13 protein-coding genes and 1 tRNA gene are annotated in these 13,187 nt (G+C 40.8%); 4 read left to right on the top strand and 10 right to left on the bottom strand.

Annotated features, from left to right (window positions below; all coding sequences use genetic code 11):
* The first annotated feature begins 15 nt into the window (after positions 1–15).
* The 3 genes from M9892_01615 to M9892_01605 all read left to right on the top strand — a co-directional run bounded on the left by M9892_01615 (position 16) and on the right by M9892_01605 (position 1,798).
* On the top strand, positions 16–789 hold the full coding sequence (locus tag M9892_01615) for an enoyl-CoA hydratase/isomerase family protein (protein ID MCO5253047.1): 774 nt from the start codon (positions 16–18) through the stop codon (positions 787–789).
* Positions 783–1,559: a TatD family hydrolase gene (locus M9892_01610; GenBank protein ID MCO5253046.1), complete on the top strand. Its 777-nt coding sequence runs from the start codon at positions 783–785 to the stop codon at positions 1,557–1,559. The genes M9892_01615 and M9892_01610 overlap by 7 nt, the downstream gene beginning before the upstream one ends.
* A gap of 154 nt (positions 1,560–1,713) precedes the next feature.
* Positions 1,714–1,798: transfer RNA gene (locus M9892_01605), tRNA-Ser, on the top strand.
* A 57-nt stretch (positions 1,799–1,855) separates the two neighbouring features.
* Here the strand turns inward: M9892_01605 and ahcY are convergent.
* From ahcY to M9892_01555, 10 genes are all read right to left on the bottom strand, one after another.
* Entirely contained in the window at positions 1,856–3,169 is a 1,314-nt protein-coding gene (gene ahcY / locus M9892_01600) for an adenosylhomocysteinase (GenBank protein MCO5253045.1), read from the bottom strand.
* Between the two features lie 56 nt (positions 3,170–3,225).
* Positions 3,226–4,632 carry a 23S rRNA (uracil(1939)-C(5))-methyltransferase RlmD gene (rlmD, locus tag M9892_01595; GenBank protein MCO5253044.1) on the bottom strand — a complete coding sequence of 469 codons (1,407 nt, stop codon included), beginning with the start codon at positions 4,630–4,632 and terminating at the stop codon, positions 3,226–3,228.
* Between the two features lie 79 nt (positions 4,633–4,711).
* Positions 4,712–4,948, bottom strand: a complete 237-nt coding sequence (locus M9892_01590) for a hypothetical protein (protein ID MCO5253043.1) — start codon at positions 4,946–4,948, stop codon at positions 4,712–4,714.
* A 32-nt stretch (positions 4,949–4,980) separates the two neighbouring features.
* Positions 4,981–5,391 carry a hypothetical protein gene (locus tag M9892_01585; protein MCO5253042.1) on the bottom strand — a complete coding sequence of 137 codons (411 nt, stop codon included), beginning with the start codon at positions 5,389–5,391 and terminating at the stop codon, positions 4,981–4,983.
* Positions 5,392–5,502: 111 nt separating this feature from the next.
* On the bottom strand, positions 5,503–6,045 hold the full coding sequence (locus M9892_01580; protein ID MCO5253041.1) for a carboxypeptidase-like regulatory domain-containing protein: 543 nt from the start codon (positions 6,043–6,045) through the stop codon (positions 5,503–5,505).
* A gap of 160 nt (positions 6,046–6,205) precedes the next feature.
* Positions 6,206–7,456, bottom strand: a complete 1,251-nt coding sequence (locus tag M9892_01575; protein MCO5253040.1) for a peptidoglycan DD-metalloendopeptidase family protein — start codon at positions 7,454–7,456, stop codon at positions 6,206–6,208.
* A 1-nt stretch (position 7,457) separates the two neighbouring features.
* Complete coding sequence (locus M9892_01570) at positions 7,458–8,216, bottom strand: DUF4292 domain-containing protein (protein MCO5253039.1); 759 nt, start codon at positions 8,214–8,216, stop codon at positions 7,458–7,460.
* A gap of 233 nt (positions 8,217–8,449) precedes the next feature.
* Positions 8,450–9,730 carry a replication-associated recombination protein A gene (locus tag M9892_01565; GenBank protein ID MCO5253038.1) on the bottom strand — a complete coding sequence of 427 codons (1,281 nt, stop codon included), beginning with the start codon at positions 9,728–9,730 and terminating at the stop codon, positions 8,450–8,452.
* Between the two features lie 84 nt (positions 9,731–9,814).
* Entirely contained in the window at positions 9,815–11,467 is a 1,653-nt protein-coding gene (locus M9892_01560; protein ID MCO5253037.1) for a S8 family peptidase, read from the bottom strand.
* Positions 11,468–11,525: 58 nt separating this feature from the next.
* On the bottom strand, positions 11,526–12,509 hold the full coding sequence (locus M9892_01555) for a hypothetical protein (protein ID MCO5253036.1): 984 nt from the start codon (positions 12,507–12,509) through the stop codon (positions 11,526–11,528).
* A gap of 120 nt (positions 12,510–12,629) precedes the next feature.
* Here M9892_01555 and M9892_01550 point away from each other — a divergent pair, with 120 nt between their 5' ends.
* Positions 12,630–13,082, top strand: coding sequence for a MarR family transcriptional regulator (locus M9892_01550; GenBank protein MCO5253035.1), 453 nt, complete (start codon positions 12,630–12,632; stop codon positions 13,080–13,082).
* The last annotated feature ends 105 nt before the right edge of the window (positions 13,083–13,187 follow it).

Genomic DNA, 13,187 nt, shown 5'->3' with positions numbered 1-13,187 from the left:
TTACTTTTGTGCACTATGCCAGATTTGATAAAAATTGAATATGCCAACCGAATAGCACGGGTGATTATGAATCGTCCTGATAAGCACAATGCCCTCAATGATGTGATGGTGAGTGAGTTGAAATCTGCTTTTGCACAAGTAGAAAATAATCAGTCATGCAAAGTAGTGATTTTGGAAGGTGCCGGTGAATCCTTTTGTGCCGGAGCCGATTTGGAATACTTACAAAAATTGCAAAACAACACCTATGACGAAAATCTCGCAGACTCAACCCACCTGATGCAATTATTTCAAACCATCTATACTTTTCCCAAGCCGGTAATAGCCAAAATAAAAGGGGCGGCCATAGCTGGAGGGTGCGGATTGGCTACTGTGTGTGATTTTAGCTTTGCAGAACCTCAAAGCACTTTTGCATATACAGAAGTTAAAATTGGTTTTGTTCCCGCCATTGTGATGGTTTTTTTGAGCAAAAAGATTGGCGAAGGGAAAGCCAAAGATATGCTCCTCTCCGGAAGAATGATTAAAGCCGAAGAAGCCATGAACATGGGATTAATTAATCAAGTTGTTGCCCTTGACAAAATAGATGATTTTGTGTTAGATTTTGCACATAAACTTGCTTCGCGCAACTCCGCAGATTCTATGAAGCTCATCAAAGAAATGTTTTATAAAATGCCGTCAGAATATGCCAATGCACTTGAATATGCAGCACAAACTAATGCCAAGGCTCGCGCCACTGAGGATTGTAAAAAAGGTATTGCTGCCTTTTTGAATAAAGAAAAGTTGGAATGGTAAAACTCATTGACACGCACTCCCACCTGTTTGTAACAGAATTTGATGCTGACCGTGGCGATATGATTGCAAGGGCGCAGGCAGCAGGCATTGAGAAAATTTTTCTGCCCAACATCGACCTTGATAGCATTGCGCCAATGAATGCTTTGGCTGCACAATATCCGGGACTTATGTATGCAATGCTCGCACTACATCCATGTGATGTGAAAGACAATTATGCAGAAGTGCTTGACAAAATTGAAAATGAACTTTTTGCAAACCGCAACCAATACTATGGCATTGGCGAAACAGGTATTGATTTGTATTGGGACAAAAGCACTTTTGACATTCAAGTGAAGTCTTTTGAAAGGCATGTAAAATGGAGCCAACAAACGAATTTGCCTATAATTATCCATGCCAGAGAATCTATAAACGAACTCATTGCCATTTTGAATAAGCCTCACAACAAAGGAATTTCAGGTGTTTTCCATTGTTTTACAGGCACTATCGAACAAGCAAAACAAATTCTTGATTTAGGACTGTATTTAGGGATTGGAGGTGTGTTGACATACAAAAAAGCCGGATTGGATGAAGTTCTTAAGCAGCTTGATTTAGACCGTATTGTATTAGAAACAGATTCACCCTATTTGGCACCCGTTCCTATGCGTGGCAAACGAAACGAAAGTGCCTTTATTTTACATGTTGCAGAGAAGTTGGCTGAGGTTAAGGGTATGACTCTCGAGGAGATTGCAGATATTACTCATAGAAATGCAAAGCAATTATTTAGAGTTTAAAGCTGTCAAGTGAGGCATAGTTTGATATAAGCAAAACGTGAATCTTCTTGATTGATGCTGCCTTGCGTGAATCTCATATTCTTGCACACAATCCTGCAAATACATTTCGCAGCTTCAACTATTTGATTATTTTTGCAACCCCGAAAAGGGAACAGGAGAGATGCCGGAGCGGTCGATCGGGCTTGCCTGGAAAGCAAGTGTACTTCACGGTACCCGGGGTTCGAATCCCCGTCTCTCCGCAAACAAAAAAAGCCCCGATTTCGGGGCTTTTTTCTTATAGGTTTGTTAACCTGATTTTAATATCTGTATTCATTGGATTTGAAAGGTCCGTTTTGCGAAACTCCAATGTATTCGGCTTGCTCAGGAGTGAGTTTTTCCAACTTAGCACCTACGTGTGCAAGGTGCAAGGATGCTACTTTTTCGTCTAAATGTTTTGGGAGTGTATAAACCCTGTTTTCGTATCTGTCCGCATGATTCCAAAGTTCAATCTGTGCCAGTGTTTGGTTGCTGAACGAATTACTCATCACAAACGATGGATGTCCCATGGCACAACCCAAATTGACCAGTCGCCCTTCGGCTAAGATGATAATATCTTTGCCGTCCACGTTATAGATATCAACTTGTGGCTTCACATTGATTTTAGTATGACCGTAATTTTTGTTCAGCCACGCCATATCAATCTCATTGTCAAAATGACCTATGTTGCACACCACAGCCTTATCTTTCATATTCTTGAAATGCTTGTCCACAATGATTTTCATGTTTCCGGTGGCGGTAACAAAAATATTGGCTCGTGTAACCGCTTCGTCCATAGTTACTACTTCATATCCATCCATGGCGGCTTGTAATGCACAAATAGGGTCTATTTCAGTAACTAACACTCTGCATCCTGCTCCATTCAAAGATTGTGCACTGCCTTTGCCCACATCTCCATATCCTGCAACAACTGCTACTTTGCCGGCAAGCATCAGGTCGGTGGCGCGTCTGATAGAGTCCACCAATGATTCTTTGCAACCGTATTTGTTGTCAAATTTTGATTTGGTTACAGAGTCATTCACGTTGATAGCGGGCACAAGCAAGGTGCCTTTTTGTTCTCTTTGGTGAAGACGCATCACTCCGGTTGTGGTTTCTTCGCTCAATCCTTTGATTTCCTTTGCTAATTGAGGGTATTTGTCAAAAACCATATTGGTTAAGTCGCCTCCATCATCTAAAATCATGTTTAGGGGTTTGCGCTCTTCGCCAAAGAACAAGGTTTGTTCAATGCACCAGTCAAACTCTTCTTCGTTCATTCCTTTCCATGCATATACGGGTATGCCTTTGGCGGCAATGGCTGCTGCTGCATGGTCTTGGGTTGAAAAAATATTGCAGGAAGACCATGTAACCTCTGCGCCAAGTTCTACAAGGGTTTCAATCAATACCGCAGTTTGAATGGTCATGTGCAGACAGCCTGCAATACGCGCTCCTTTGAGGGGCTTTTGTGCTCCGAATTCTTTGCGGATTGACATTAAGCCTGGCATTTCGGCTTCGGCAAGGTTGATTTCTTTTCTGCCCCATTCTGCCAGTGAAATGTCTTTCACTTTGTAGGGTGTGTATGTGCTTGTTGTTGTCATTGTTGCTTATGTTTTTTTGGAGGGGCAAATATAGCCTTATTCAGTTAAAAAACTTCTTATCTCACAGTAGATTTGGGTGTCAATAACACCACATTTTCTATGTGTGACGTGTGTGGGAACATATCTACTGCTTGGGATTTTTTGATTGTATATTTCTCTGACAACAAAGCCAAATCGCGTGCTTGGGTTGCCGGATTGCAACTCACATACACAATTCTTGCGGGTAGTGCATTCAGAATGGCTTGAATAACATCAGGGTGCATGCCGTCTCTGGGAGGGTCTGTGATGATAATATCCGGTTGTCCGTGTGTTGCAAAGAAATCTGCGTTGAGCAGGTCTTTCATATCTCCGGCTTGGAAGTATGTGTTGTTGAGTCCGTTGATATTCGCATTGTCTTTGGCATCTGCTATCGAGCTTTCAACATATTCCAAACCTATTACTTTTTTGGCAAGTTTGGCTACAAATAATGCAATCGTACCTGTGCCGGTATAAAGGTCATACACAATGTCATTGTCTGCAATCTGTGCCCACTCACGTGCAAGTTTATACAGGTTCAGTGCTTGGTTATAATTAGTTTGAAAGAATGAAAAAGGACGTATCTTGAATCGCAGGTCTTCCATTTGTTCTTCCATGAAGCCTTTGCCTTTGTAAACAATGGGTTCTAAGCCTGTCCAACTGTCATTCCTTTTGTCATTGACAGCATACATCCATGAATTTACTTGTGGAAACTCCTCGGATAGGGTATCAAAAAGTAGTTGAATCTGTTCGGGTTTGTGTTCTTTGACGGCTAAAATCACCATCAAATCGCCTTGTGAGGAGGTTCGCAAAAGCAGATTGCGCAGCCAGCCGGTCTGTTCGCGTGTATTCCAAAACTCAAATTGGAGGGTCATAGCTATTTCTTTGAGTCTGTTTTGGATTTGGTTCAAGAGTTCGGGAGCCAAATGACATTGGTGAATATCCAACACCTTGTCCCACCTGCCGGGGATGTGAAATCCAAGTCCTTTTAAGCCTTTGGGGTTCTCTTTGTCAAAATGTGCTTCCCAACATTTGTCTGAAAAGGTAAACTCGACCTTGTTTCTATACCCCTCTGTGGCGGGTGCAGGCATTGGCGGACAGATTTCTTCGATGTCTATTTTGCCTATTCTGTGGAGACAATCCAAAGCCCATTGATTTTTGATTTGCAGTTGGTCTGCATATTTCACATGTTGCCATTGACAGCCACCGCAAGTTCCGAAATGTTCGCAAATAGCTTGCTGGCGAACAGGGCTTTCGGTGATGAGGAGCTGGATTTCGGCTTCTATGTATTTGCCTTTTACGCGGGTAAGTCTCAGGTCGGCAATGTCGCCTGCGGCAGCATATTTCACAAAAGCCACTTTGCCGTCTATATGTGCTATTGATTTACCTTCGCCTCCGGCACGTTCTATCAAAATGGACGGAATAATGTCAAATTTCTTTTTTTTCACTGTTTTGGGCGCACAAAATTAACCTAATTAGGCAAAGACAAGACAGCCGCTTTGCAGTATAAAATGGCGAGCAGGGTGTTTACTTGGCAGAGGTGAGAAAGTACCGAATGCCGAGATTGACAAGGGCTGCTGTGTTGGTTACGGTTAGTCCGACATTGTTTTGAGCAACAGGAATGTCAATAAACTTAGTAAAATCGGGGTGGTATTGTCCTTCGGCAAAAAATCCCAAGTCTTGAATTCTGTAATCTATCCCCACCCCAATAACACCACCCCACACAGGACGTTTAAAATAATTTTTTATGGAGGTGTAATCCAAGTCTGAAGTGTAAGCTATGTTAAAATCCGCCCTCACCCCCCCAATATGTATGGAGTGATACTACGAACAGGATATTTGTATTTTACCATTGCATTGAAAAAGAGGAATGTAAAACGGCTGTCAAGGTAGCTGTAAGTACCATTTCCTTCAGGCATGTCAATCTGAGTATAAGGGATTTTTAACACACAGCCTTTAGATGTATAGCCGATATCGGTGCTCATATTAAAGTGTTTTGAATTAAAAATCTCTCCATTGATTGCGTATGAAAGCGAAAGGATGGGCAGTCGTTTATCTAAATTTTCGATCATTGATTTGAAATAATATTTTTGATTAGAAATGGAAATTCCACCCTTTAGCCCGATATTATTTAAAATTTGCGCTTGTGCGTTATAAGCACCTGCCAAAACGAGGCAAGCCGCTAAAATGTGTCTAATTGTTCTCATATTTTTATTTCTTTTGTGTTAAAATTCTATTAGATAATAAGCCGTGTCTGGGGGGGGGGGGGATAAGAACTTCAAATTTTTGAGTATTTAAAATATTATCGTTTACATCCCTTACAACATAAGTGATTTTTTGAACCTTATTGGGAGTATAAGCAATAATTTTAATTGTATCAGCACCTGAATAATGTCTCCCCAAATCCCCCCCCCCCCTGACATCGTCCATCCTCCTTTGTTCCCTTTTATATGAAGTTTTAAATACCCTTTAGGCATCAAAGTAATATCCTGCCTTCCTTTGCCTGTTTTGGTAAATTCTACCCAAGGAGGATTGTTGTCTTCAAAATATTTATTATTTTCTGTAGCAACAATTTCATAGGAGAAACCTTCCTCTTTGGCAGGAAAAGAAATAACAAACTCCCCTTTCTTATTGGCTGTTTGAGAGCCAACCAATTTGCCTGCATAGCCAACCATCCAGCCTCTTTCTCTTTCAATTATTCTCACATCTGCATAAGCAATGGGCTTGCCCGTCAGTTCGTCAAACACAGTTCCGCTAAGTTCAAACGTGCCATCAAAGGGTTCGTTTTTCTTGCATGAAAAAAGCAAAACCAATGCAAGGGAAATAAGCCATAAGTTCCTGTTTTTCAATAGTGTTTTCATAATATCTATGTTGTAGTGTTGTACAAATATACTAAAAGTTCTTCCCCTGTGCCAAAAGAAAGAAGAATCCATCATGCCTTTGTCCATGAACAGCCCTATAGTAATGTATTGGGACGAGTCTAAGGGAGCGAAATTTTGTTTGAATCGTACCGGTAAATCCCTATCGTTTCATGAGCCACTGTTCGGGGTTGAGTTTGTCCGTGTTTTTCCATATCTCAAAATGGAGTTCTGTTTTGCCGCTTTCGTCTGTAAAGATGGTTCCTAGCGATTCTTTGGTATTGACTTTCTGACCTTGTTTTACGAAAACTTCATCCAAACGTGCATAGACGGTATAGTATTCGCCATGGTTCACTAATACAGCTTTTCCCATTCCCGGCACCTGAAAAATAGTAACGACCTCGCCCTTGAACACGGCACGTGCCTTCGAACTATGCTGGGTTGCAATGTCAATCCCATTATTTTCAATATATATACCCGACAAAGTAGGGTGTGCGTTGTTGCCGAATTTCTGACTGACAAATCCCGTCTCGGTAGGCCAGGGTAGTTTGAGTTTATTGCCGGAAAACTCATTTGACAAAGCCAATGCCTCCGGGGTCAGTATAGTAACTCCTTCTTTGTTGTCATTGGGTTTGCCTTTTTTCTTGTTTTCTGCTTCTCGTTTCTTGCGTGCTTCTTCCATTTCTCGTTGAATGGCGAGTTTGATTTGTCGGTTGAGTTCGTTGAATGCAGCTTGTTGTTTCTGCAATTTGGATTTTAGCTCTTGTTCTTTGCCTGACAAGGTTTTCACCATTTCGTCTTTTTCTGTCTTGTTTATTTCCAGTTGATTTCTCTCGTCCATGCGCTGTGATAAAAGTGATTCCAGTTCTGTTTTGAGGGTTTCAAGCCGAACAATCGCATCATTTATCTGTATTTTTTTGTCTTGAATGGAGTGTACAAGTCTGTCTTGTTCTGTGCTGAATAACTTTAGATATTTAAGTCGGGTGAGTGCATTAAAGAAGCCGGTAGAAGAGAAAACAAAGGTGATTTCATTAAAAGTGCCCCGCGTTTTATAAGTATGAACAATCAGTTTAGCATAATTGGCTTTTTCGGATTCTAATCTTTTTTCGAGTACACCCAAATCACTTTTTTGATTGACAAGTTCTTGTTCTACTTCCGTGATTTGTTGTGAGAGTGTGTATATCAGTCTTTCTCGGACTTTAATTAGATTTTTGATTGCTAAGAGTGCGTGCAAATTGTCCTTTTTCTCTTTGCCGGTTTGTTCTAATATTTTTTTTGTTAAACTGATTTCTTTTTCCGCCTGTAATCTCTTTTTTTCCAAAGTTTTCCGGTCTTGTGTATGGGCATTCAGCTCCATTCCAATGACTACAACCAAAAGTGCAAAAGATTTAATGATGGCGTTGTTTATGTGCATGTCAAAAAGGGAATGTGAGATTAGTAGGAAATTCGGGAGAAAGTATTTCAATTTTAACCTGAATGGGGTCTGCTTGCGGAGCATCTTCGATTTTGATATTACAACCGGATGGGACGGGTTTGAGATTGCTCGGCTGTGTGCCGGTATAGGTTATGGTGGTTTTGTTGTAAACAGACAGGCTGCGAATAAGGACATCTAACGGAGCGATATCCTTGAAGTAATATCTTTGCGTAACTTCCAAAGAGTCTTTGCGCCCTTTCAGATAAAAAATACCTTCGTCAGGAGATTCGCTCCAACGATAACTTTTAGGGTCTAAAATCAAGTTGCCTAAGATTAGGTTTTGTAACTGTTGCAGCGTAACCGGAGTGCCTATGTAGTGGCTCAGGGCTTGAATGTTGTTTGCCATGACGGATTTTCGCGGCATTTTTTGCATTATGTAAAATGAGTCTTTGGTAATGAATGCCCGCACAGCTTCAAAACCCAACATCGACACAGATACCCAAACAAGACTGTCGCGTTTCATGCGCAACGAGGCATTGACAGCCATGCTGGAACCACCATCACTGTAGTCCACTTTGAGTTTACACGAAAATAAATCCCAGTCGGAGGCTTTGTCTTGAAAAATACGTGCAAAATTGTCGGCTGATATGGCGGTTGTGCTTGTATTAACAGGCTTCTTTCGACTTTTGCATGATTGAGTGCTTAGTGCAAAAAGTGCCCCCAATATTAGCATTATGTATGTGTTAATTGTTTTGCCCATTTGTTTTTGCAAGCATGTTTAATTTGCTCAACATCCGAATTATGCAAAGCAAATGGATTCGAGATAAGTGCGTACTTCTGATTCTTCAACTTTTCCACCATTTTTGACGGTTCATTTCTATTTATTAGCCACCCAAGAACCTGCGAAATGGGAGAGTTTAAGCAAACACAATCTGAGTGTGATATGCGTCTGTTCACAAGGGTTAGATATGTTGATTCTCCGCGATAAGCAGGTCAATACCCGTATTTTTTGCCCCAATTCTTTCGGAGCTTTTCTCTGAGTGTGTTTTCAGCCGGATTTTGACCGGGGTCGTAAAACACCGTACCACTGATTGCTTCGGGTAAAAATTCTTGGTTGACAAAATTCCCATCAAAATTATGTGCATATTGATAATCATTGCCATAGTTGAGATTCTTCATGAGTTTTGTTGGGGCATTGCGTAAGTGCAGAGGTACAGCAAGATTGTCGGAGTTGCGTACTAATTCTAATGCCTTGTCAATGGCAAGGTAAGAGGCATTACTCTTGGCGCAGGTAGCGAGGTAAATCGCGGTTTGAGAAAGAATGATCCTACATTCAGGATATCCGATGACTTCAACTGCTTGAAAGCAAGTATTGGCGAGCAAAAGCGCATTAGGATTAGCATTGCCGATATCTTCGGCAGCCAGAATCAATAATCTTCGGGCAATAAACTTAGGATCTTCGCCACCTTCTATCATCCTTGCAAGCCAATAGACAGCAGCATTCGGGTCACTGCCGCGAATGGACTTGATGAAGGCAGAAATAATATCATAGTGCTGCTCTCCGGTTTTGTCATACAACGCCATGTTTTGTTGTACCTGTTTGAGGACAAATTCGTTGGTGATTTCCAATGGTTCTGTACCCACAGCATTGGCAACTAATTCAAGTACATTGAGCAATCTGCGGGCATCCCCACCGGACAACCGCAACAATGCTTCGTGTTCTTTGATGATGATATTGCGCTTTTTCAGGTATTCGTCTTCTTGCAGAGACTTGTGTATAATATCCAGCAATTCATCTTCTTGCAAATGTTGCAACACATATACTTGACAACGGGAGAGCAATGCTGAGATGACCTCAAAAGAAGGGTTTTCTGTGGTAGCACCAATCAGTGTAACCAAGCCCCGCTCTACCGCACCCAACAAGGAGTCTTGCTGCGATTTAGAAAAACGGTGTATTTCGTCAATAAACAAGATGGGTTGTTCTTGTTGCCCTTTTTTAAGTGCGGCAGCCTTGTCAATCACATCGCGAATGTCTTTAACGCCTGAATTGATGGCGCTTAGATTGAAAAAAGGTCTGTTGAGTTCTTTGGCAATAATCAGAGCCAATGTGGTTTTGCCCACACCGGGCGGTCCCCACAAAATCATCGAAGGAATATTGCGATTTACTATGGCACTGTGCAGCACTGCACCTTTCCCTACAAGATGTTGTTGTCCAACATAATCATTGAGCGTGCCGGGTCTGAGCCGTTCGGCTAAAGGTATGAGTGTAGCCATGATTGCAGGTACAAATTTATATCATTATGAAGGAAAAGTGCTAAGCTACATGAGGAGTGTCAGCCATACAGAGATGTTTGTTTCTTATATTTTTGACCACAATTCTTTCCAAGCCATTTTTCCGTCTTTGTCCCATATCCTGATTATATATAACCCTTGAGCAAAAGTGGTTTGAATGGTTACTTCGTTTGAATTTACATTCATTTCGCCATGTTGTGATTGCACAATCTTGCCGGTATAGTCAATAATTTCTATTCGTTCTATGAGGTCAATCTTGCCGTTAATAGTTAGGGAAGAGTTGCCCGGATTGGGATAAAGCACAAAGTGTTTGGAGGCTGATTTACCATTCGGTTGGTTAGGGGTATCCGCAGACAAAGAAATATTAAGATTGCCATTACACCAATCATTGAGTAACAAAAGAGATTTGTATGTGTTGAGTCTGCCTCCACTTACAGAAATGTCTTTGAGTTGTGCAGTGGTGTCCACACCATGCATGATAAAATATTTAATCCACAATGCAGCTGAGTCAGGGTATTGTTGTGCATACTGCGCGAAAGAGTCGCAAGCAGCAGAATATAATAAGCCTATGACAGCTGCCACGTGAGGAGAGGCAATAGAAGTTCCATTTGAGTATTTATAGCGTTGTTCGATAAAAGAGCCGGTGGTTCTAATTCCGTTGCCCGGTGCGCCAATATCTACGTTAGATTTGCCATAACCGCCATGAACGCCATCTGCTCCGTCTGTGCTTGTAACTGTAATTAAGAAGTTACTTGGGCAAAGGGTAGGGAGGTCGCCTGCCAAATCCAGATCTTTTATTGTATTACTGACCGCACTTGCATTGAGAATTCCATATTTTCCCATGCTGTCATAGAGAGAGCACCATATTGGGGCATCGTTGGCAAACATTCCGCTTTGTCCCCATGATGAATTGACCGAAACTATATTGGCACCATGCTGTCCGGCTGTGGTGAGATATCTTTTTTTCTGTGTCAGAATGTAGCCATACGCTTTGATGGCATCGGCTTCATTACCACCACCTATAATGGGCAGAAATTTATTATTCCATCCTATTCCGGCAATGCCTATGTGATTGTTGCCTACGGCAGCAATAATTCCTGTTACACTCATTCCGTGCACAGCATATTCAATAGAGTCTATGATTGTTCCGTTGTTTGCATAGGTATTCCATCCGTGATAATCTCCTGCATAACCGTTGGAGTCATTGTCAATGGGACTACCGGGTATTTCGTCTTTATTTACCCAAAGATTATTGCCAAAATCTGGGTGAGTTGTATCAAATCCCGCATCCACAATGGCAATCACAATGTCTTCGCCTCTTGTATTTTTTCCGCCTTGTGAGATACTCCATGCTGAATCCATCTGGATAATACGCATATTCCATTGTTCGCTGTACAGTGAATCGTTGGGCGTAATCGCACGTCTTTCCAAAGTTCTGTTGGGTTGTGCAGAGATGACAAAAGATAAGCCCAAAAGGTCGTGGATGGCAGTTTCTACATGTCCGCTAATTTCTATTTTGTAAATATGATAGGGTAAATAGAGTGTTTCTGCTTTTGCAAACCAAGCATAATGGAGAGCTTCGAGCCTGTCTAAGCCTTTTTCATCATCAAATTGAACAATGATTGAGGAGGTTTCAACCGGTCTGGGAGCTATATAGTTTTCCGCCCGACTATACATAGCAGACACGATGAACAATAGGGTTACGAAAGTTTTTGACATTGCAAATACAAAGATACTTTATTCTTGATTACGATTTGTTTTGAATTTACAATCGGAATCAAAAGGGGAGGTCAATGCTGAGCGGGTCAATATATTCGTGGCTTTTTTCGGTTTCCAAATAACTTTTGGTTCCTTCCGGAAATCTGACAATGTCTTTAGCCTCAATTCCCCATGGTTTCCAATATTCAGCCAATACTGCAGCAAAGGTATTGTCGTCCCATTTTCCAAATTGGGCTTGTTCGTCTGCAATGGTGTCAATCACACTTCCATTTCCGTTGGTTTCAAGTCTGAATTTAGGTTTGTTTTTCAATAAGAAGTTGGAGTACAAAAACTTTCCGTAAAGTTCTTCAAACTGAACCGGGTGCATGGTTGTATCTTCAATTTGATTTAGAATATCTTGATAATAATTTTTTATCAATCCGTTGTCTTGAAGACAAACGATGATACCAAACCCTTTCATACCAAGCGAAAACATCAAATTGATGGTGTCATCATGATAATTAAAAAGGTCTTTGGCGTATTTGAGACTCACTACACTGATACTCCAAGGTTCTTTTTCTTTAAATTTCAAAGGGTGAATAATGGATTGCAACATCAAATGAAAAAAGCTGAGTCTTTCTTTGAGAGTATCAGATAGTTCAAGGTTTTTGTTGGTTGCATCCTGTTTTTTTTTCTCTGCCACCAAGTCAGTATATAGAGTACCGTAAACTATGCGCGCTGTCCACCAAAACAGTTTTTCCGAATCCAGCTTTTTTACCGCTTCATATCCTGCATCAAAAGTGGCTTTGATTTCATTGTCTAATTGTTCAAATTTTATTTTGACTTCTTTAGTGCAAGGGAGTTTCATTTCTTCGTATCTGATGGTAGTGTGGTTGTCCATCATTTTGAAAGTGCGACTCCACAACTCGAATCTATCCATCACCCACACCGGAAAAGTATGTATGTATTGAGCATTTGAATCAAGACTTGCGCCCGTCAGAAAACAAGTATTTTTGTCAAAATGAGCATTCGCAAAAGGATTAAAATATTGAACCTGAGGCATAAATAAAAAGATTGCTAAATATGTCGCAAAATTAGACTCTGCAAAACATCAATCCAAGTATTTTAAACAAAGCCAAATGCCTTTATATCAATACCCATTAAATCAGACTATATTTGCAATGTGTCCATAGTAAACGAGTTAAATCTACGCAAAGAAACCTCTGAGTTGCACAAAGCGCATCTCAATATTCTGTTTACTTCGGGAATTGTGCATAATAGAGTTGCCAATATTCTTAAGCCTTATGGTATTACTGTCGAGCAATTTAATGTGCTGCGCATCTTGCGAGGTGCTGTGGATGAGCGACTTTGTATTAAGGATATTGCTTCGCGTATGATTGACAGAAATTCAAATGTCAGTAGAATTGTTGACAAGTTGGAGACACACAAACAGATAGTCAGAAGTCAATCAGAAACAGACAAAAGAGCAAGTCATATTTTGCTGACCGATTTGGGATTGAAGTTAGTTACAGAAATAGCCAATGCTGTTCAGTCTGACTTAAATAATGTTTTAAATCTAACTGAAGATGAAGCTCAGTTGCTCAATAATTTGCTTGATAAAGCCAGACATTGCTGAAATAGAGAAACATGTATTCATCGATCAATTTTTTAAATACCGGAAATTACTTCCGTCAAAGAAGATTGGGTAATTGCTTACCTTATTGAGTGAAAAATGGTTTTA

It is taken from the genome of Bacteroidota bacterium, from assembly GCA_023957335.1.
In the GTDB taxonomy this organism is placed as follows: domain Bacteria; phylum Bacteroidota; class Bacteroidia; order NS11-12g; family UBA955; genus JALOAG01.
This window is presented reverse-complemented; position numbering and strand designations above follow the sequence as displayed.